Here is a 21,885-nt window from a genome sequence, read left to right on the forward strand (position 1 = left end):
AATGTAAAGAATGAAACGTTAATCGCGTCCTCCACCAAGTGCGTAGTAGAGGTTCACCACGGCTTGCATCTTATAGAAGTCGTCGGCCACCTTCGCAAGCTCTGCGTTGAGCAGGCTCTGCTGGGCTGTGATCACCTCGAGATAGGTGCTGCTTCCGTCGTTGAAGAGGAGCTTGGTGTACTCCACGTTCTTCTTCAGGCTCTCCACTTGCTTGGCCTCCAACTGGCTCTTCTCCTCCGATGAGTTGTAGAGCACGAGGGCGTTGCTCACCTCACTGCCTGCAGAGAGCACCGCGTTCTGCCATGTGTTGAACGCCTGCTCCTGCTGTGCCTTGGCCACCTTCAGTCCGGCGATGAGTACGCCATGCTGGAAGATGGGCTGCACCAGGCTACCCACGGCGTTGAAAAGCATCTTACCCGGGTTCACGATGCCCATGCCACCGCTGTTGGTGAAGGCACCCGTGCCGCTGATGGTGATGTTGGGATAGAAGCGCGAACGGGCGGTGTTCACATCATAGAAGCATTGTGCGAGAGCCATCTCGGCATAGTGCACGTCGGGACGGTTGTTGAGCAACTGAATGCCCACACCCGTTGAGAACGTTGAAGGCAGCGACTGTGCGTCGAGCTTGCCACGTGCGATGTGCTGCGCCGACTGTCCGAGGAGCAGCGAGAGCGAGTTCTCGGTCTCGCGAATCTGTCGCTTCAGGTCGGTGGCCTGCGCGAGCACAGAGTAGTAGTTGCTCTCGGCGCTCTGCACGCTGGTTTCCTTGGTGCGTCCCAACTCCTTCTGAATCTTCATGATGTTCCACGTTTCCTTCACCAGCGACGCCATGTTGTCCACCACCTCAAGCTGCTTGTCGAGCATGAGGAGGGTGTAGTACATGTTGGCGATGTTGGAGATGAGCTTGGTCTTCACCACGAGCTGATATTCCTTGGTGGCCAGAAGGCTCATCTGTGCGCTACGTTTCTGGTTGAGCAGGTTTCCGAAGAGGTCCACGCTCCAACTGGCCGTGATGGGCAGCGAGTAGGTCTTGGTGGCCTTGTTTCCATCCCACGAAGCGATGGTGCCTTGGGGCGAGAAGGTGAACGAGGGCACGAAAGCGAGCTTGGCCACCTTCAACTGTGCCTCCACCATCTGTACGTTAAGGGCTGCGTTGAGCATGTTGACGTTGCTCTCCAGTCCCTTCTCGATGAGCGCCTGCAGCTGCGGGTCGGTAAACACGCTCCTCCAAGGCAGGTTGCCAAAGCTCGTGGTGTCGGCCACGGCGAGCGTATCGGCCACCGAGGCCGAGTCGCGCACCAGTCCGGCGGTGTTCACGTCGGGGCGCTCATATTTGGTGTAGATTCCGCAACTGCTCATCAGAGCAGCTGCGAATGCTATCGGAATGATATTCTTAATTTTCATCTTAATGCTGTTATATTGACATGTTGACGCTGAATATTACATGTTAGGATTGGCTTTGTCGCCTGCAAGCTTCTCCTCGCCTGTGCGGAAGTTGGCAGCCAGCGGGTTGGTATACTGCTTGAGCTCCGTAGCCACGTCGGCATTGTCGTCCTCAAACTCGATGGGCTTCACCTTCTCCTGCAATGTCTGGAAGATGTAGAAGAGGGCCGGCACAATCATAATCTGGCAGAGCATACCGATGAGCATACCTCCGATGGCGGCGGCACCCAGGGTCATGTTACCATGGTAGCCCACACCCCAAGGCATCAACATAGGAAGCAGACCGATGATCATGGCCAACGAGGTCATCAGGATAGGACGCAGACGGGCTGCGGCTCCGAGCACGGCCGACCATGAGATGGCCATACCGGTCTGTCGACGCTCCAAGGCAAACTGCACGATCAAGATGGCGTTCTTGGCCAACAGACCCATCAACATGATGAGGGCGATCTGCATGTAGATATCGTTGTTGTTACCAAACATGTTGGTGAACAGGAATGCTCCGGCCAATCCGAAGGGGATGGAGAGGATTACCGACAACGGCAGCAGGTACGATTCGTACTGGGCTGCGAGGATGAGGTACACGAAGGTCAGACAGAGGATGAAGATCATCGCCGTAGAGTTGCTCGACTCCTGCTCGTTACGTGTCAGACCCGAGAACTCATAGCTATAGCCCGCGGGCAGCGAGGTCTTGGCCACCTCAGCCATGGCGTTCAGGGCGTCGCCGGTCGAATAGCCTTCGGCGGCCGATGCGTTCACGTTGATAGAGGTGAAGAGGTTGAATCGGTCGATCTCCTGCGGTCCATACACACGGGTCAACGACACATACTCCTTGATGGGTGCCATCTCGCCGGCCGATGTGCGCACGTAGATGTTGTCGAGGCTCTTCAGGTCGGCGCGATCCTTGGGATCCGACTGGATATACACACGATAGAGCTTACCGTAAGAGTTGAAGTTGGAGGCGTACATACCTCCGTAATAGCCCTGCATGGTGGTGAGCACCGTTGAGGGATCGATACCGCTCTGCTTACACTTGGCCACATCCACGTCGATCTTATACTGCGGATACTTGGTGTTGTAGGAGGTCATGGCGTTCGAGATCTCCGGACGCTTGTTGAGCTCTGCGATGAAGTTCTGCGTCACGTCGAAGAACTTGTTCACATCGCCACCGGTGCGGTCCTGCATAGAGAAGGTCAGACCGTTGGTGGCCGAGAATCCCTGCACCATAGGCGGCTGGAAGGCGAGGATCTGTGCGCCCTTGATGGCGGCTGTCTGCTTGTAGATCATACCGAGCACCATGGTCGAACCGAGGTTGTGCACACCCACATACTTCAGCGGGCCCTCCATCTTCTGGCGCTCCTCAAACGACTTCAGCTTGACGATGAACGTTCCCTGGTTGGAACCCTGACCGGCAATGAAGTTGTAACCGGTGATGCGCATACGGCTCTCGATGGCGGGGTTGGTGGCGAGCATGCGGTCCACCTGGTCCATCACCTCCTGGGTCTTCTTCATAGAGGTTCCCGGAGGCGTCGACACAGTACAGAACACGGTACCCGTATCCTCATCAGGCACCAGACCGGTCTTGGTGGTTGCCATGAGCACGCCCATGACAACGATACCCACGATGACCGATGCGATGGCGATGATGGGGCGCTCCACGATGCGGCGCACACCATTGCGGTAACGGTCTTGCACCTTGCCGTAGGCGGCGTTGAACGAAGCGTGGAAGCGGTCGACCATCGACATCTTGCGTTCGCTGCCGTCCTCGTTCTTCGGCTTCAGCAGGATGGCGCAGAGAGCCGGCGAGAGGGTCAAGGCGTTAAGGGCCGAGATCACGATGGAGATGGCCATCGTAATACCAAACTCACGGTAGAACGTACCGGTTGTACCACCCATGAACGACACGGGGATAAACACGGCGGCCATCACAAGGGTGATGGAGATGATGGCTCCCGAAATCTCGTTCATGGCGTCGATAGAGGCCAGGCGTGCCGACTTGTATCCCAAGTCGAGCTTGGCGTGCACGGCCTCAACCACCACAATGGCATCGTCCACCACAATGGCAATGGCGAGCACGAGGGCGGCGAGCGTCAAGAGGTTGAGCGAGAAGCCGAACACATAGAGGAAGAAGAACGTACCGATCAACGACACCGGCACGGCGATGAGTGGGATGAGCGTTGAGCGGGTGTCTTGCAAGAAGATATACACCACGATGAACACGAGCACGAAGGCCTCAAAGAGGGTCTTCACCAAGTCCTCGATCGAGGCGAAGAGGAACTCGGTAACGTCCTGCATCACGTCGAAATGGAGTCCAGGGGGCAGGGTCTTCTCCTGCTCGGCGAGCAGCTGCTTGATGTCGCTGGCAATCTCAGTGGCGTTCGAACCGGCGGTCTGTGTCACCATCATGGTCACAGACGACTTGCCGTTGAGCTCAGATGCCACAGAGTAAGAGAGGGCGCCCATCTCCACACGGGCCACATCCTTCACGCGGATGGTCTGTCCGTCCTTGGTCGACTTGATGATCATGTCGCCAAACTCCTCAGGTGTCTTCAGACGACCCTTGTAACGGAAGGTGTATTCGTATTGCTTGTCGGTGTTCTCACCCACCGATCCCGGGGCGGCCTCGATGTTCTGCTGCGCGAGCACACCGGTGAGGTCGGTCGGTATCAGTCCATAGCTCTTCATCTTCACGGGGTCGATCCAGAGGCGCATGGTGTAGTCTTTCTGTGAGAAGCACTGGCACTCACCCACACCATTCACACGCTTGATGGCTGGCACCACGTTGATGTTGGCGTAGTTGGCGAGGAACTCATCGTCGTAACGGTCGTCGTCGGCCGTAAGACCGAAGAGGATCACCGTCGACGACTGGCGCTTCATGACCTGCACACCGGCCTTGGTTACCTCGGCGGGCAGCAGGGCCGACGCCTGCGACACACGGTTCTGCACGTTCACCTGACACATGTCGGCGTCCATGCCTTGCTTAAAGAACACGGTGATAGAGGCCGAACCACTGTTGGTGGCCGATGAGGTCATGTAGGTCATGCCCTCCACACCGTTGATCTGCTCCTCCAGCGGGGCAAGCACGGAGTTGAGCACCGTCTCAGCGTTAGCACCCGTGTACGAGGCACGCACCATGATGGTAGGCGGGGCGATGTTCGGGTACTGCTCAATCGGCAGCGATATGAGTCCGATGAATCCGAGGATCACCATCACGATGGAGATCACCGTAGAGAGCACCGGACGCTTGATATATTTATCTAACTTCATGGATTTATCTCTTTTGTTTCTATCCTAAGAAATATGTGTGTTTACTTACCGAAGGCCTTCTTGAGCTCCTTCAGGTCGCCCTGTGCTGCGCCCAGCTTCTCGGTCTTCTTCAGCTTCTCCTGGTACTGTGCCTCGGTGATGGGCTTGATCTCGGCACCGTCGGTAAGCGATGAGATGCCGTTGACCACGATGCGGTCGCCCACCTTCAGGCCACTGGTGATGATGAAGTTCTTGCCATCGTCCTGGGGATCGACGGTCACCGCTGAGTATTTCACCTTGTTATCCTTGCCTACGATATACACGAAGTGCTTGTCCTGCACTTGCGCCACAGCGTACTGGGGGATGACAATGGCCGAGCTCGACACGTGGGGCACCACGATAGAGCCCGAACCGCCACTCTTCAGCAGGTGCTGGGGGTTGGGGAAATCGGCGCGCATCGACACGCTACCCGTGGTGGCGTCGATCACACCGCTCACGGTGGCCACGCGTCCCGGATGGTCGTAGATGGTTCCGTCGGCCAACTGGAGCTTCACGGCAGGATAGTCCTTAATGGCTGTGTGCAGGCCACCGGCGGTCTTGGTCATGTCGAGCAGCTCCTTCTCGGTCATGGAGAAGTAGACTTGCATGGTGCTGATGTTCGACACGGTGGTCAATGGCTGCTGACTGCTGGCGCTCACAAGGGCACCCACGCGGTAAGGCAGGTCGCCGATCACACCGCTGGCCGGACTGGTCACGTAGCAGTAGCTAAGGTTTTCCTTGGCCGACACGTAGCTGGCCTCGGCCTGTGCGAGGGCTGCGGCAGCGGCCTGCATGTTGTTCTTGGCCGACTGGAGCTCGTAAGAACCGATCACGTTGTTCTTGAAGAGCTTCTCGTTGTTGTTATAGGTCAAGCGGGCGGTGTTGAGCTGAGCCTTGGCTGAGTTGACGGCGGCCTTGGCCTGGCGCACGGCGGCGGCGTAGGTCACGTTGTCGATCACGAAGAGGAGCTGGCCTGCCTTGACGGCCTGACCTTCCTTCACACACAGCTTTGTGATGAAGCCCGACACTTTCGGACGGATCTCCACATCCTGCATACCCCGGATGGTAGCGGGGTACGTGGTCTGGAGTTCTGCGCTCTGAGCACCGATGGTTCTCACAGCATACTCGTTGTCACCAAAGTTGGGCTTACCTGATGACTTCTTGCCTCCACACGAGACAAGCATTGCAGCCAAGGCTGCAAACAATAAAATTTTGCTCTTTGTCATACCTATTAATAATGTATTTTTTGTCTATTGAATGTTGTATCCTACAAATAAAATCGCCGTCCACTCCACTGAAGTGGGACGGGTGGATGAAAGATCGCTTGGAAAACTCAAAGCCTCCTTTTAGTTTTCACGGAGCAAAGTTATATAATAAATATGTAACTCGCTCTCAGTGGGTTACACATTTAACACTATTTATTCCTAAAAAGGCTATCTTTTACCATCTTTTTACGTTTCGATGAGTCCCATCTGCTTGGCCTTCTCCATGAGGAGCTGCATGAGCGGCTCTCGCTCGTTGGGCACCTTCATGTCGAGCACGGCGTCTTTTAGGGTCTGCTTGAGCACGCCCACCTCGCGGCAGGGCTGGAGGTGGAACATCTCCATAATCTCGTTTCCGTCGATGCAGGGTTGCAGCAGTCGCTTGAAGTCGCGCTCCTTGAGGTCCACGATCTTCTCTCGCACCAGTTGGAAGTTTTGGAGGAACCGTTGCTTCTTCACTTGGTTTTTGCTGGTGATGTCGGCCTCGCAGAGCATCATCAGGTCGTCGATGTCGTCGCCGGCGTCGTTCACCATTCGTCTCACGGCCGAGTCGGTCACCTCCTCATCGGCGATGACCTGTGGTCGCATGTGGAGGTCCACGAGCTTCTGCACATATTTCATCTTGGCGTCAAGGGGCAACTTGAGCCTACGGAAGATGCCGGGCACCATCTTGGCGCCGAGGTAGTTGTGGTTGTGGAACGTCCATCCCTGCGCGGGTTCCCAGCGCTTGCTCTTGGGTTTGCCGATGTCGTGGAGCAGGGCTGCCCAGCGCAGCCAGAGGGTGTGGTCGAAGGTGGGCTCACCTTCCTTCGCCGCTGCCTTGTCGTCCAGTCCGTTGAGGCGCATGTCGTTGGCCTTGGCCTTCTGCGCGCGCACCACGTTTTCGAGCACCTCAAGGGTGTGGTAGAAGTTGTTTTTGTGTGCCCTTCCGTTGCGCGTCTCCACTTGGTCGAGCGCCACCAGTTCGGGCAGTATGAGTTGCAGCAGTCCCGACTCGCGCAGGTAGAAGAATCCTGTGCTGGGATGGGGTGCCAGAATAATCTTGTTGAGCTCCTCCTGTATGCGCTCGCCGCTGATGATCTTCAGTCGGTCGGCGTTGCGCGCGAGGGCCTCGCGTGTTTCCTCCTCAATCTCAAAGTTGAGCTGGGTGGCGAAGCGCACACAGCGCATCATGCGCAAGGGGTCGTCGCTGAAGGTAATGTCGGGATCGAGGGGGGTGGCGATGATGCCATCCTCCAGGTCGGCCACACCGTCGAAGGGGTCGACGAGCTCGCCGAAGCGGTCGCCATTGAGGCACACGGCCATGGCGTTGATGGTGAAGTCGCGACGGTTCTGGTCGTCTTCGAGGGTACCGTCTTCCACGTGGGGCTTCCTACTGTCATGGCTATAGCTCTCCTTGCGGGCGCCCACAAACTCCACCTCCAGTCCGCCGCATTTCACTTGCGCCGTGCCGAAGTTGCGGAACACCGACAGGTGGGCTCTTCGACCCAGCATGCTCTTTAGGCGTGAGGCCACCTCAATGCCACTGCCCACCACCACCACATCGATATCGTTCGATGGGCGCTCCAGGAAGAGGTCGCGCACATATCCGCCCACCACGTAGCACTCCAGGTGCAGGGAGTCGGCAGCCTCCGATATTTTATGGAAAATGTCTTTGTCGAGCAGTTGAGCCAGTTGGTCGTCGCTAAGTATCCGCATAGTTTGTTGTCCTATATTAAAAAAGCGGTGCAAAGGTACGCATTATTATTGAGATAACAAAATAAGCCGCGTCCATCCCATCGCCAAAGGCTATGATTTGCACCCCCGAACCCATGGTTTTTACGCCCAGACGCGGCCGCTCGGCTTTATCTCTTTCGTAGCGCCAGCAGAGAAAGAACAACGAGATTTGTCGTAGCCCCACTAACCGTAGGGAAGTGATTACACGAACTAACTAATTGCGACAGCAAATTCGTTCAAATTGGTAATCGTTGACGATTACACAAATTCGTAAATTCGGGAAATTCGTTGTTACGCCGTCTGAGGCCAAAGATTCGATAATTTGACGAACATCGTTGTTCTCACTCACAAAAGCGGGCAAAGGGCAAGTCTCATCCGAAGCCTACAGAACGTATCATTTCGTCAAGTTAATTGGTCAAAATCTGCGTCATGGCGGAGGGATGAAATAGAAACGAAATGGCGAGAATTATCCTTCGAAAATTCGGTTTTTCAGCGCCCATCTTGCGAAAGACCATCTATCGAGGCACCATTTGGCATGTTTCGAGGCACGAAAGGCCACGTTTCGAAGCGCCATCTCTAAGCTCACGCAACTCGATTAGGCATGTTTCGCAAGCCAAAACGGCGCATAATATTTAACAAAACACTATCATTTGTCGCAAGGCTTTGAGTATCAGACGATTGCAAAAATCGCTGAGAATCGCGCATTTCCAAAAAGTTGGAGCGTGGTTCGGAGCGAGGCTCTTCTCACGAAGTTCTTTGTTCGTTTGTTTCATTCGCAATACCGATATAAAAAAACTTAATTGCGCACCAATCAACGCCCATGCCAATATTTTTTCATACCTTTGCGGTTTAGATGGGAGCCATCCAAGGCGCCACACCCCCTTCAAACGCACATCACATCATGCTAAACCATAACGTCATGAGAAAACTCTTACTGCTTGCAGCGCTCGCCTGCCTCACCGCCTGCCAACCCTCGGCCGACGAACTGGCGGAGCCCTTGATGCAACGCATCGACTCGCTCTACCAGCACAACGACTACCAGGGAACGCTCAACGCCATACGCGAGTTGCGCGCCGAGCACCCCAAGGCCACCGAGTGCCGCAAGCGCGCCCTGAAAATATGGCAAGAGGCGTCGGTCAAGATGGCGCAAGCCGACATAGCGCGCACCGACTCGGCCCTGCAGGCCACCCTCATGCAGATCGACCAGGAGCACAACCTCTACCGGCAGAACATGCTGCGCGCCAAGCGCGACTCGCTGCAGATTCGCTACGACGCCCTCTGCGGCACCGTGCGCATCATCCACCAGCGCCAACAGGAGTGACGACAACATCATTTCTCGCCCATTTTTTACGTAGTATCATAAATAATGTGTAACTTTGCATACGTTATGACAAAACAACAAGATACGGACAGGCAGTTTCAAGACACCCTGAGCGAGTGTCGCAACGTGTTCGCCGCCAAGCTCCACGACTACGGAGCCTCATGGCGCATCATGCGCCCCTCATCGCTGACCGACCAGCTGTTCATCAAGGCCATGCGCATACGCACCCTCGAAATAACGGGCAAGTCGCTGGTGGGCGACGGCATACGTCCGGAATTCTTGGCGCTTATCAACTACGGCATCGCCGGGCTCATACAGCTCGAGCAGGGATTCGCCGACAGGGTCGACATGGCGCCCGACAAGGCGCTGGAGCTCTACGACCAACACGCAAAGGAGGTGTTTGAGCTTATGAAGCGCAAAAACCACGACTATGGAGAGGCGTGGCGCACCATGAGGGTGAGCAGCTACACCGACCTCATCCTCACCAAGATTGAACGGGTGAAGGAGCTGGAGGACATCCACGGACAGGCCATCGCATCGGAGGGTGTCGACGCCAACTATATGGACATCATCAACTATGCCGTGTTTGGGGCCATACGCCTCAAGGAGAACGGCACCGATCACATCCAAGCATGAGCGAAACGCCCAACACGACAAGCCTGAAAGACGCACCCACCAGCCCGGAGGCCACGGCCGACAGCCGCACCACCTCCTACAGATGGACAACGCGCGTGGCGGTGAACGCCTGCCGGTTGCTCATCGGAGCGGCCTTCGTGTTCTCGGGCTTCGTCAAAGCCATCGACCCGCTGGGCACACAGTATAAGATCCACGATTACCTGGAGGCGCTCGGACTGGCCAACGCCATCCCCGACTGGCTCACGCTCATGGCCGCCGTGGCGCTGGCCGCTATGGAGTTTGCCCTCGGCACATTCGCCATGCTTGCCATCAGGCGCAGGGTGGTGGCAAGGTTGCTGTTGGCGGTGATGGCCGTCATGACGCTCATCACCGTATGGATAGCCATCGCCAACCCCGTGAAAGACTGTGGATGCTTTGGCGACGCCATACACCTCACCAACACGCAGACGCTGCTCAAGAACGTGGCGTTGCTGGCTTGCGCGGCCCTCACGGCACGATTCCCACACGCCATGTACCGATTCGTGTCGAAGCCCAACCAATGGATAGCCATCAACTTCACCATACTGTTCATCGTGATGACCAGCGTCTACTGCCTGTGGTACCTGCCACTGTTCGACTTCAGGCCCTACCACATCGGCGCCAACATTCCCAAGGGAATGGAGATTCCCGAAGGGGCGGAGCAACCGGTCTTTGAAACGACGTTCGTCATGGAGAAGGACGGAAAGCGCAAGACGTTCAACGTCGACAACTATCCCGACTCCACATGGCAGTTTATCGACTCGAAGACGGTCGTGGTGAAAGAGGGATACGTGCCGCCCATCCACGACTTCGCCATCCAACTGGCCGACGGCGACGACATCACCGAGGAGGTGCTCGGCCACAAGGGCTACACCTTCCTGCTCATATCGCCTCATCTCGAGGTGGCCGACGACTCCAACTTCGGAAGCATCGACCAGATCTACGAGTACGCGCAGGAGCAACACATACCCTTCTACTGCCTGACGGCCTCCACCGAGGGGGCCATACAGCACTGGGAGGACATCACGGGGGCCGAATACCCGTTCTGCCTCACCGACGAGACAACGCTGAAGACCATCATCCGAAGCAACCCGGGGCTGCTGCTCATCAAGGACGGAACAATCATCCGCAAGTGGAGCCACAACGACCTGCCCACTGCCGACGTGCTGCAAGGACCGATCGACAAGCTCGAGATAGGACACCTGCCCGAGGAGAGCGCGGCAAAAACCATCACGCAGGTGGCGCTATGGTTCTTCATCCCCCTGCTGCTACTCATCATCGCCGACCGCACGTGGGCGTGGAGCCTCTACATCAGGCGGAAGATACGAAAGGGCGAGGCGTTGCTCAAGAAGGAGGAGCAGAAAATCATGCACAACCGATAAGTTTACAACACATCATATCAACCATTAAAACGTAAAACAAATGAGAAAGAAAATCGTTGCAGGCAACTGGAAGATGAATGAGAACCTCCAGGAGGGCGTAGCCCTGGCCAAGGAGATCAACGAGGCACTCGTTGCCGACAAACCCAACTGCGGTGTGATCATCTGCACACCGTTCATCCACCTCGCAAGCGTGGCTCAGGTCATCGACCAGAACGTGGTAGCCCTGGGTGCTGAGAACTGCGCCGACAAGGAGAAGGGTGCTTTCACCGGTGAGGTGAGCGCCGCCATGGTGAAGTCTACGGGTGCTCAGTATGTCATCCTCGGCCACTCTGAGCGTCGCCAGTACTACGGCGAGACCGCTGAGATCCTCAAGGAGAAGGTGCAGCTGGCGCTGGCCAACGGCCTGAAGGTTATCTTCTGCTGCGGTGAGACGCTCGAGGAGCGCGAGGCCAACAAGCAGAACGAGGTAGTGAAGGCAGAGCTCGACGGTAGCGTATTCAACCTCACCGCTGAGGAGTGGAAGAACATCGTGCTGGCTTACGAGCCGATCTGGGCTATCGGTACCGGCAAGACCGCCACTTCCGACCAGGCTGAGGAGATGCTGGCTTACATCCGTTCGATCGTTGCCGACAAGTATGGCAAGGAGGTCGCTGACGACACAACCATCCTCTACGGTGGCTCTTGCAAGGCAAGCAACGCTCCTGAGCTCTTCGCCAAGCCCAACATCGACGGTGGTCTGATCGGTGGAGCCTCGCTGAAGGCTGCCGACTTCAAGGGCATCATCGACGCTTGGAAGAAGTAATTCATACCAACGAAAACCATTACCAATGAGGCTTCCCCTACGAAAGGGGGAAGCTCTCATTGGCTTTTGATTATCTAACAACATTCACCAAACAACCAACATGCGCAATACCATCCTATCACTGCTGTTCATGATGTGCGCCACCACGAGCGCCAACGCGCAGACCTTCCTCGACCAACTGAAGAAATCGAAGCCGGGAGAGGGTAAGGTCACCGTGACGCAGAGCAAGGATATCGACAACCTGGTAAACGGTGTGAAAAGCATCACGACGACAACCACCACACCGAAGACCACCGTGGGTAAGACCGTCGGCGAGAAGACGAAGGTTGCACCGAAACCTAACCACAACAAAGACAACGCGGCAAAGGACAAAGCGCAAGCGCTCTACAAGGAACGAGAGAGAGAGCACGAAAGAGAAAACGCCTCGGAGAGAAAAGCGGAGGGTCATAAGACCGAACGAACCACCGAGGAGACGGGCGAAATGAGCATACCTACCGTCGATATGTCGAAGAAGGTCATGCGAAACAGCCATAAGATCAGCGGATACCGGGTGCAGGCTTTCGCCGGAGGAAACACGCGCGACGACAAGCAGCGAGCACAGCAAATCGGCAATGCCATCAAGATGAAGCATCCCGACCAGCCGGTCTACGTGCATTTTTATTCGCCACGATGGATTTGCCGAGTGGGCAACTATCGCACCTATGGGGAGGCGCAGAAAATGCTCCACAGCTTACGGGCCATGGGATACAAGGGCGCCACAATCGTCAAGGGAACCATCACCGTACAGTATTAAAGAAGAACAACCTTACTGACATTTCCAACAAAAACGTCAATCAACCAATATGAATCCAGAAACAGAATTTAGAGAAGGGCTCGACGAGCTCGCAAGCCATTATAAAGAGGTGCTCACCCTCCTGGGAGAGGACCCTACACGCGAAGGTCTGCAAAAAACGCCTATGCGCGTGGCAAAAGCCATGCAGATCCTCACACGTGGTTACACGCAAGACCCACACAAGGTGCTCACCGACGCGCTCTTTGCCGAGGATTACGACCAGATGGTCATCGTCAAGGACATCGATTTCTTTTCCATGTGCGAACACCACATGCTGCCCTTCTACGGAAAGGCGCACGTGGCATACATCCCCAACGGCCACATCACCGGCCTAAGCAAGATCGCTCGCGTGGTGGACATCTTCAGTCACCGCCTGCAAGTGCAGGAGCGCCTCACACACCAGATCATGGAGTGTATCAACGACACGTTGAAGCCGCAAGGAGTGATGGTGGTCATCGAGGCCAAGCACATGTGCATGCAGATGAGAGGGGTGGAGAAGCAAAACTCCATCACCACCACATCGGCCTACAGCGGTGTGTTCGAGGCCATGAAGGTGCGCGAGGAGTTTATGAGCCTGCTCAGAGGCGAGTCGAAGCGCATCTAACCACATAGCGCCCGCAAGGGGCGCATCGACCAACAACAAAGACAACATCATAACCAACAAATAAACTGGATAGCAATATGAAATGGAACAAATGGGTGGTAGTGTTCATGGCGCTCTGCACCATGCTGACCGTCACATCGTGCCTGGGCGACGATGATAAGTACGAACTCTCGCAGGACGAGATGAAGCAGGCCATGAAGGCCATGAAGGGCACCTACACGGGTAAGCTCAAATGGCAGGCCACAAGCGGAGTGAAATACGACAGTCTGAACAACGTGAGCTACACGGTCAACGATACGGCGATCATCATCCACAACTTCCCCGTCAGCTCGCTGGCCGCGGGTGTGCTCGAGGGAAGCGCCAACGACTCGCTGCGCAACGCCATCAAGGCGGCCCCCGCACAAGACTTGGTGTGCGCAATCTCGTTCTACTACAACGAGAACTTTCTCAATCCCCACTGCCTGCTGAACATCATGCCCTACAGCATCTTCATCAAGAATGCGGAGATCAACACTCGAAAGTATGAGCTGCAGGTGAACTTCCTCAACAACAACCCCAACTCCATGGGCTACTTCAACAATGAGCGCAAGACCCTGGAGATCAACATGCGCACCTATAACCTGATGGTGAACAGGCAGGAGCAGGTGGGCATCTACAAGACGGTCTACTTCCAGTTGTCACCCAACGACAAATAACCATGACGAAGTTCATCTCTTGGAATGTCAATGGCCTGAGGGCGTGCATGAAGCCCGACGCCGAGAAGAACAAGCCCGGATTCGAGGCGGTGTTCCGCGAGCTCAATGCCGATTTCTTCTGCCTCAACGAAACGAAATTGCAGGCTGGACAGCTCGACCTGCAGTTTGAGGGCTATGAGAGCTACTGGAACTACGCCGACAGAAAAGGGTATAGCGGCACGGCCATCTTCACGCGACAGCATCCCTTGGCCGTGACTTACGGCATGGGGATCGATGAGCACGACCATGAGGGACGGGTCATTACCCTGGAAATGCCGGCGTTCTACATCGTCAGCGTGTACACGCCCAACGCGCAGAACGCCAACGAGGGCGAGCTGAAGCCGCGTCGACTGCCCTACCGCATGAAGTGGGAGGACGACTTTCGTGCCTATCTCATGGAGCTCGACAAGAAGAAACCGGTCATCGTGTGTGGAGACCTCAACGTGGCGCACGAGGAGATCGACCTGAAGAACCCCAAGACAAACCGCAACAACGCGGGATTCACCGATGAGGAACGGCAAAAGATGACGGATCTGCTCAATAGTGGCTTCACCGACACCTTCCGTCTCCTGCACCCCGATGAGGTGACCTACAGCTGGTGGAGCTACCGATTCCGCTCACGCGAGAAAAACGCGGGGTGGCGCATCGACTATTTCCTCGTGTCAAAGAGACTCAACGAGAACGTCACCAGCGCTTCCATCCTCACCGACATCATGGGCAGCGACCATTGCCCCGTAGCGTTGGAGCTCAACATCTAACAACATCCATTACGGACCAAAAGCCTCTGGCCTTTGGCCTCACACGGCGCCGTTCGCCCCTGCCGCTCTCGTCATGAAAGCAACAAGGGCGGGCGGCGTTACCTTAAGCTACACCAAACGAAAGACACGCGCTTTTGCAGGTGGGCCCACAACAAGCATTTTCGTTGAGAGAAAACTTTTGGCATTGGGGTTTTCTTTATAACTTTGCAGTGAAAAACAGATAGGGAGGGAAACACCTGAAGGTGGTCCTTCCCAAGAGATTAACAAGCCCAACCAGTAAACAGATTATGCTCTTTTCGAAAGCACAAGCCAGCAAGACGGCAGGCGACACCGCATTCATGATCCTGTTCGCCGTTTGCTTTTGCCATCTGCTCAACGACACCATGCAGTCGATGCTCCCAGCCATCTACCCACTGCTGAAGGAGGAACTGAACCTGTCGTTTGTGGAGATCGGCCTGCTGACGCTCAACCTGCAAATCACCTCATCGGTGATACAACCCCTCGTGGGCATCTATGCCGACAAGCACCACCACTCATGGCAACTGGCCGTGGGCATGCTGTTCACCTTCACAGGCATCTTCATCCTGTCGATGGCCACGAGCTACGCCATGGTGATGCTGGCGGTGGCCTTGATGGGATGTGGATCATCCATATTCCACCCCCAGGCGTCGCAGGTGGCACAGGTGGCAGCCGGAAGCAGGAAAGGCTTGGCGCAGAGCATCTTCCAGGTGGGAGGCAACGGCGGATACGCCATCGGACCGCTCTTGGCCGCACTCATCATCATACCCCACGGACTACATGCCGTGCGCTGGTTTGCCATCATTGCCGTGGTGGCATCGAGTGTGCTCTACTACGTGGGACGGTGGCACGTGAAGGCTTTGGCCAACCACCGCAAGGTGAACGCCGTGACCTGGAGTACCGCCAAGACATACGCCATGAGGTGGAAGATATTCTTCGTGGTGCTGCTGTTCATCCTCATGTTTTCCAAGAACTTCTACACGGCGAGCATGACCAACTACTACACGTTCTTCCTCATCGACAAGTTTGGCGTGACGGTGCAAACATCGCAATACTGCCTGTTTGTCTTTCTCGCCTCGCAGGTGGTGGGAACACTGGTGGGCGGATGGATAGGCGACAACTATGGACGGAAGAGCGTCATCCTGTTCTCCATCTTCGGCGCAGCCCCGTTCACCATCGCCCTACCCTACCTTACCAACCTTTGGGCCACCATCGTGCTGTCGGTAGTGATCGGCATGGTCATGGCATCGGCCTTCTCGGCTATCCTCGTCTTTGCCACCGATCTCATGCCCCATCACACGGGCATCGTGGCCGGACTGTTCTACGGCCTCTCGTTTGGAGCGGCCGGTGTGGGAAGCGCCCTCTTCGGATACATTGCCGACGCATGGGGCATCGACAGCGTACTGAAAATCAGCACGTTGCTGCCACTGATAGGCATCGGCGCCGTGTTCCTGCCAAAGATGAACAAGGAAAAGTAATAACCATTCAGCAAGCCTGGGCAAACGCCCGCTTCCACTCCCTATAACATGAACGACAACAACTTAGATATCAAACAATTGGCCGACAAGGACATCAGGCTCCTTGCCTTCGACGCCGACGACACACTATGGGACTGCCAAGGCCATTTCGACAATGTGGAAAAGGCCTACGCACAACTGCTGGCGCCCTACGCCGATGAACCCACCGTGGCCGAAATGCTCTTCCAAACGGAAACGGCCAACATGCCACTGCTGGGCTACGGAAGCAAGGCGTTCACCCTATCGCTCGTGGAAAACGCGGTAAAGGTGAGTCGCGGACAGATTGCCGCGGCCGATGTGCTGCGCATCGTGGAACTGGGAAAATCGCTGCTCACACTGCCCGCCACACCCCTGCCCGAGGTACGCCCCACGCTAGAGGCGCTGCGGCAGTCGGGGCGCTATGCCATGGTGGTGTTTACGAAGGGCGACCTGCTCGACCAACAGAACAAGGTAAGGCGCTCGAACCTCGCACCGCTGTTCGATGATGTGGTGGTGGTGAGCGACAAGACACAGGCCGAATATGCCAAGCTATGCCGCCTCTTCGATACGCAGATCGACCACATGCTCATGGTGGGCAACTCGTTCCGGTCGGACATAGAGCCCGTGTTGCAGCTCGGAGGATGGGCCGTGCATATACCCTTCACCAGCATCTGGCGACACGAGCAAACAGAGGAGTACGACCATCCACGCCTCGCACGTATCACCCACTTCGGCCAGCTCACCAACCTGGTGGATGCCGAACGAGGGTAAGACAAGGGTGTTTACGTCGGATGGAGGTTTAGTAAAGATGGAACATGCGGTCCATCATCTTCCACTTCTCATCGCTGGTTTGTCCGGCCTGGCAGCCTTGCAGCACAGCCACGAAATCTTCCCATTCCTGCTGGCGCGGCAAGGTTGACAGTTTGGCCATAGCCTCGTCCCAATTGAAATCGATGGGCGTCTCAACGATCATGAACAATCGGTTGCCCAAGATGTAAATCTCCATCTCGAGGATGCCGCACGCACGGATACCCTCGCCAATGACGGGCCAAAACTCTTGCTCGCTATGGGCCTTGCAATAGCGCTCAATCAACTCGGGGTTGTCTTTCAAATCCATGGTCTGGCAATAACGCTTCACCGGACCATGATACTCTTGTTGCTTGTATCCTTCTGTCATATTTATGGAATGGTTAGTGTATGCAAAGATACGCAATAGTTGCGGAAGACCACAACATTTACGCCGCTTTTCAACGAGAAAAACCACAGCAACAGGAGCAACCACCCAATCACACAGAGCGCATGCGTTGACGAATTGTGGAAAAATGGACTACAAACGAATGATTATGAAACTTTTTTGTTAACTTTGTAGCGGATAATACATCAATGACAAAAGTTCATGAGCGTCATAGACTTACTCAACGACAACACAAACGCGCACCGATTTTCCTTTGAGGTGCTGCCCCCACTGAAGGGCAACGGAACAGAAACGCTGTTTCGAAACATCGACAAGCTGGGCGATCTTGACCCGCTCTACATCAACATCACAACACATCACAGCGAATATATTTATCGTGAACGGGAGGATGGACAATATGAACGGTTGCGCTTGCGCCGCCGACCGGGAACCATCGCAGTGGCCGCCGCCATTCAGAAACGCTATGGGGTGCCCGTCATCCCACACGTCATCTGCAGCGGTACGACAGCCGAGAAGATCGAATACGAGCTCATCGACCTCCAGTTCTTAGGCATCACGAACGTGTTGCTGCTCCGTGGCGACAAGGCCAAGGAGGACCGCATGTTTACCGCCACTCCCGGCGGACACACGCACACCACCGACCTGATACGTCAGGTGAACGAGTTCAACGCAGGACGCTTCATCGACGGATCGGAGATGCGCAACCCCGGAAAGCCCTTCCACTACGGCGTGGCGGCTTATCCCGAGAAGCACGAGGAGGCGCCTAACCTCGAGATGGACATGAAATACCTGAAAGAAAAGCAAGACCTCGGAGCTGATTACGCCGTGACACAACTGTTCTACGACAACAGGAAATACTTTGCGTTTGTGAAGAAGGCAAGGGAGATGGGCATCACCATGCCTATCGTGCCCGGCATCAAGCCGTTTGCCAAACTCACACAGATAACACAGGTGCCCAAGACGTTCCACTGCGACATGCCACAAGAGCTGGCTACCGAAGCCGTGAAGTGCAAAACCGACGAGGAAGCCAAGGCGCTCGGAGTGGAATGGACCACGGCACAGTGTAAGGAACTCTATGCGCACGGTGTGAGAGACATACACTTCTACACCGTGTCGGCCATGGACAGCGTGGTACAAATAACCAAAAACCTACTATAAGATATGCAATTTAGCGAAGTCATCGGTCAAAGCGAAGCCATCGGCAGGTTGTTGCAACTTGTCGAGGAGCAACGCGTCCCACACGCCCTTATGTTCAACGGGCCGGCGGGAAGCGGCAAACTGGCATTGGCCCTGGCCTTCGCCTCCTACCTCCTGGGCGAGCGGCACGACGGCCACTCGCTGCTAACCAACAACGCCGCCACGGCCAACGCTGAGGCGATGCTGGGCAAATGGCAACACCCCGACCTCCATTTCTCATACCCCGTGATACGCCCCAAGGGCGCGTCGAGCGACCGAAAGATAACCAGCGACGACTTTGCAAAGGAGTGGCGAACGCTGATCGGCAAGACACCCTACTTCACCATGGACCAATGGATGACGGCCATGGATGCCGAAAACCAGCAAGCCGCGATCTTCGAGGCGGAAAGCGATGCGCTCGCCCACGTGCTGAACATGAAGTCGGCAATGGGCGGATACAAGGTAAGCCTGATATGGTTGCCCGAGCGAATGAATATAACCAGTGCCAACAAACTGCTCAAACTGCTGGAGGAACCACCTTCGCAAACGGTGTTTCTCTTGGTGAGCGAGGAGCCTGAACGGCTGCTGGAGACCATTCGCAGTCGCGTGCAACGATTCGACGTGCACCGCATCGACACGCCCGACATGGAGCAGGCGCTCATCAGCAGGCGCGGACTGGACGCCGACATGGCGCAACGCGTGGCACATACGGCATGCGGCAACTGGCTGAAAGCCATGGAGGAGCTCGACAGCGACAGTGAAAACCGACAGTTTTTCGACCTCTTCGTGAACCTCATGCGACAAGCGTACATGCGCGAAATGAAAGGTCTGAAGAATTGGAGCGACAATGTGGCCGGTCTGGGACGAGAGAAACAACGGCGCATGTTGACCTATTTCCTGCACTTGGTGCGCGAAAACTTCATGTTCAACTTTCAGCAACCAGCGCTCAACTACATGACGCAGGAAGAGGAAAAGTTTAGCCAACACTTCGCGCGATTCATCAATGAGCGCAATGTGGTGGAAATGGCTGAAATGCTACAACGCACACACCGCGACATCGGACAGAACGCCAATGCGAAGATTCAGTTCTTCAACTTGGCTCTCAATATGATCATACTCCTTAGGAGATGACACCTTTTATCACATCTAAAAACAATTATCATGAACAATAATACATGTACGGGATGCGACCGTGGACTCTGCAGCGCCGCTGTGGGGCGACAGGACAAGCAACTCAACACCTACGACTGGCTGGCCGATGTACCCGGCAACGCTGAGTCGACCGACTTGGTGGAGGTGCAGTTCAAGAATACGCGAAAAGGCTATTACCACAACGTCAATAACCTCAGGTTGCAAAAGGGCGACATTGTGGCTGTGGAAGCCAATCCCGGACACGACATCGGCGTGGTGACACTCACCGGACGCCTTGTACATTTGCAGATCAAAAAGGCCAACCTCAAATCGGCCGACGACATACGACGCATCTATCGCATAGCGAAGCCTGTGGACATGGAGAAATACCATGAGGCCAAGGCGCGCGAGCACAACACCATGATCGAGAGCCGACAGATCGCCAAACGCCTCGGATTGCAGATGAAGATTGGCGACGTGGAATATCAAGGCGATGGAAACAAAGCCATATTCTACTACATCGCCGACGAACGTGTGGACTTCCGTCAGCTCATCAAAGACTTGGCAGCCACATTCCACGTGCGCATTGAGATGAAGCAAATCGGAGCGCGACAGGAGGCTGGACGCATCGGTGGAACAGGACCTTGCGGACGCGAGTTGTGCTGCGCCACATGGATGAAGAACTTCTCGAGCGTGTCGACCAACGCCGCACGCTTCCAAGACATCTCGCTCAACCCACAGAAGTTGGCTGGCATGTGCGCCAAGTTGAAATGCTGCCTCAACTATGAGGTGGACGATTACATGGAGGCTGGACGCAAATTGCCGCCCAAGGACGCTATACTGCAAACGCAAGACTGCGATTTCTTCCTCTTCAAAACCGACATCCTGGCAGGGCTCTGCACCTACTCGTCGGACAAGAACCTGGCTGTAAACCTCGAAACAATAACTGCCGAGCGCGCCAAGGAGGTCATCGCCATGAACCGACAAGGTGAGAAACCGCTCTCGCTGCAAGAGGACGACAGGGCGAAGGAGGCCAAGAAGCCCATCGACCTGCTGGCAGATGCAGACCTGAGCAGATTCGACAAGTCGAAACGAAAGAAGAAGGGAGGACAGAAGAGCCACAAGCCGAAAGCCGACAACCGACCCGCACAAACCAACCAACAAGGAAACTCGCCGCGTCAGGATGCGCCGCAGGGCGAGGCTCCGCGAAACGGAAACCAACAGAAACGACGCAACAAGCCCAACCGCACCAACAAGCCCAACCGTACCAATGGACCCAAGGGCGAAGCGCAACAGCAACCCCAACAGGGGGCTAAGCCACAGCAACCCAATGGCAAGCCACAGCAAACGGCCAACCAGCAGCAACCAGCCAAAGCCCAGCAGGGTGCCAAGCCGCAACAGGGCGCCAATCCACAGCCAAGCAAGCCACAAGGACAACCTACCCCAAAGGAGAACGCATGAAACACATAATGGCATTCCTCATGGCAGGCGTGCTATGTGTAGCGTGTACGGGCAACAAAGTCTACGACCACTACAACCACACGCCCATTGCCGGATGGGAGAAGATCGACACGCTGAAATTTGAAGTTCCACCCTTGGCCAAACAAGGATTGTACGCCACCAGCATGGGACTGCGCATCAACAACGCATTTCCCTTCATCAGCATGACGCTCATTGTGGAGCAGACGGTGCTACCCGCCAACAAGACGGTAATAGACACCATCAACTGCCCACTGATGGGCAAGGACGGACAGGTAAGGGGCAAAGGCGTAAGCTATTACCAATACCACTTCCCCGTCTCGCTCATGCAACTCAATGAGAACGACTCGTTGCACATCACCGTTCGCCACGACATGAAGCGCGAAATACTGCCAGGCGTGTCGGACATCGGCATCGAACTGGAGAGAAGGCAATAAAACCCAAACGGTCATTGGGGAAAAATGATAGCACTAAAGGCGACCTGCCGCACCACAAATCGAATGACTTTGCGATGCGGCAGGTCGCCTTTTAGCCCAAATCGTCATTAGATTTCAATTCTTGTTAGTGTTTGTTTCGAGCAGGTTGCGACATTCGCAT

At 55.5% G+C, this 21,885-nt stretch carries 17 protein-coding genes and 1 pseudogene; 13 read left to right on the plus strand and 5 right to left on the minus strand.

Annotation, left to right across the window (positions count from 1 at the left end):
- Positions 1-18 precede the first annotated feature (18 nt).
- The 4 genes from KM934_RS04060 to KM934_RS04075 all read right to left on the minus strand — a co-directional run bounded on the left by KM934_RS04060 (position 19) and on the right by KM934_RS04075 (position 7,688).
- Positions 19-1,404 carry a TolC family protein gene (locus tag KM934_RS04060; RefSeq protein ID WP_215759346.1) on the minus strand — a complete coding sequence of 462 codons (1,386 nt, stop codon included), beginning with the start codon at positions 1,402-1,404 and terminating at the stop codon, positions 19-21.
- A gap of 36 nt (positions 1,405-1,440) precedes the next feature.
- Positions 1,441-4,710, minus strand: coding sequence for an efflux RND transporter permease subunit (locus KM934_RS04065; RefSeq protein WP_252344886.1), 3,270 nt, complete (start codon positions 4,708-4,710; stop codon positions 1,441-1,443).
- Between the two features lie 41 nt (positions 4,711-4,751).
- Positions 4,752-5,954: an efflux RND transporter periplasmic adaptor subunit gene (locus KM934_RS04070; RefSeq protein ID WP_215759347.1), complete on the minus strand. Its 1,203-nt coding sequence runs from the start codon at positions 5,952-5,954 to the stop codon at positions 4,752-4,754.
- 225 nt (positions 5,955-6,179) lie between these two features.
- A complete protein-coding gene (locus KM934_RS04075) occupies positions 6,180-7,688 on the minus strand; it encodes a CCA tRNA nucleotidyltransferase (protein WP_215759348.1) in 1,509 nt (502 codons plus the stop codon).
- 937 nt (positions 7,689-8,625) lie between these two features.
- Here KM934_RS04075 and KM934_RS04080 point away from each other — a divergent pair.
- The 9 genes and pseudogenes from KM934_RS04080 to KM934_RS04120 all read left to right on the plus strand — a co-directional run bounded on the left by KM934_RS04080 (position 8,626) and on the right by KM934_RS04120 (position 17,078).
- Positions 8,626-9,027: a hypothetical protein gene (locus tag KM934_RS04080; RefSeq protein ID WP_215759349.1), complete on the plus strand. Its 402-nt coding sequence runs from the start codon at positions 8,626-8,628 to the stop codon at positions 9,025-9,027.
- Positions 9,028-9,093: 66 nt separating this feature from the next.
- The gene (locus KM934_RS04085; protein WP_215759350.1) at positions 9,094-9,663 is read left to right on the plus strand and encodes a DUF1599 domain-containing protein; all 570 of its coding nucleotides are present in this window, start codon (positions 9,094-9,096) and stop codon (positions 9,661-9,663) included.
- Between the two features lie 95 nt (positions 9,664-9,758).
- Positions 9,759-11,865: pseudogene (locus tag KM934_RS04090) on the plus strand (BT_3928 family protein).
- 100 nt (positions 11,866-11,965) lie between these two features.
- Positions 11,966-12,658, plus strand: a complete 693-nt coding sequence (locus KM934_RS04095) for an SPOR domain-containing protein (protein WP_215759351.1) — start codon at positions 11,966-11,968, stop codon at positions 12,656-12,658.
- Positions 12,659-12,707: 49 nt separating this feature from the next.
- Positions 12,708-13,301 carry a GTP cyclohydrolase I FolE gene (folE, locus tag KM934_RS04100; RefSeq protein ID WP_215759352.1) on the plus strand — a complete coding sequence of 198 codons (594 nt, stop codon included), beginning with the start codon at positions 12,708-12,710 and terminating at the stop codon, positions 13,299-13,301.
- Between the two features lie 77 nt (positions 13,302-13,378).
- Positions 13,379-13,996 carry a DUF4840 domain-containing protein gene (locus KM934_RS04105; RefSeq protein WP_215759353.1) on the plus strand — a complete coding sequence of 206 codons (618 nt, stop codon included), beginning with the start codon at positions 13,379-13,381 and terminating at the stop codon, positions 13,994-13,996.
- Positions 13,997-13,998: 2 nt separating this feature from the next.
- Positions 13,999-14,793: an exodeoxyribonuclease III gene (locus tag KM934_RS04110; protein ID WP_215759354.1), complete on the plus strand. Its 795-nt coding sequence runs from the start codon at positions 13,999-14,001 to the stop codon at positions 14,791-14,793.
- A gap of 287 nt (positions 14,794-15,080) precedes the next feature.
- A complete protein-coding gene (locus KM934_RS04115) occupies positions 15,081-16,289 on the plus strand; it encodes an MFS transporter (RefSeq protein WP_215759355.1) in 1,209 nt (402 codons plus the stop codon).
- A gap of 48 nt (positions 16,290-16,337) precedes the next feature.
- A complete protein-coding gene (locus KM934_RS04120) occupies positions 16,338-17,078 on the plus strand; it encodes an HAD family hydrolase (protein ID WP_215759356.1) in 741 nt (246 codons plus the stop codon).
- A gap of 28 nt (positions 17,079-17,106) precedes the next feature.
- On the opposite strand, the gene KM934_RS04125 is transcribed toward KM934_RS04120, so the two are convergent.
- Positions 17,107-17,484 carry an L-rhamnose mutarotase gene (locus KM934_RS04125; protein ID WP_215759357.1) on the minus strand — a complete coding sequence of 126 codons (378 nt, stop codon included), beginning with the start codon at positions 17,482-17,484 and terminating at the stop codon, positions 17,107-17,109.
- A 219-nt stretch (positions 17,485-17,703) separates the two neighbouring features.
- Between KM934_RS04125 and KM934_RS04130 the strand changes: the two genes are divergently transcribed.
- From KM934_RS04130 to KM934_RS04145, 4 genes are read left to right on the plus strand one after another with little or no spacing between them, the layout of a single operon-like run.
- Positions 17,704-18,660: a methylenetetrahydrofolate reductase gene (locus tag KM934_RS04130; RefSeq protein WP_215759358.1), complete on the plus strand. Its 957-nt coding sequence runs from the start codon at positions 17,704-17,706 to the stop codon at positions 18,658-18,660.
- A 3-nt stretch (positions 18,661-18,663) separates the two neighbouring features.
- Positions 18,664-19,809, plus strand: a complete 1,146-nt coding sequence (locus KM934_RS04135) for a DNA polymerase III subunit (RefSeq protein WP_215759359.1) — start codon at positions 18,664-18,666, stop codon at positions 19,807-19,809.
- Positions 19,810-19,839: 30 nt separating this feature from the next.
- On the plus strand, positions 19,840-21,270 hold the full coding sequence (gene ricT, locus KM934_RS04140; RefSeq protein ID WP_215759360.1) for a regulatory iron-sulfur-containing complex subunit RicT: 1,431 nt from the start codon (positions 19,840-19,842) through the stop codon (positions 21,268-21,270).
- On the plus strand, positions 21,267-21,725 hold the full coding sequence (locus KM934_RS04145) for a gliding motility lipoprotein GldH (RefSeq protein ID WP_215759361.1): 459 nt from the start codon (positions 21,267-21,269) through the stop codon (positions 21,723-21,725). Before ricT ends, KM934_RS04145 begins: the two co-directional genes overlap by 4 nt.
- The last annotated feature ends 160 nt before the right edge of the window (positions 21,726-21,885 follow it).

The organism is Hallella faecis, assembly GCF_018789675.1.
GTDB classification, from domain to species: Bacteria; Bacteroidota; Bacteroidia; order Bacteroidales; family Bacteroidaceae; genus Prevotella; species Prevotella faecis.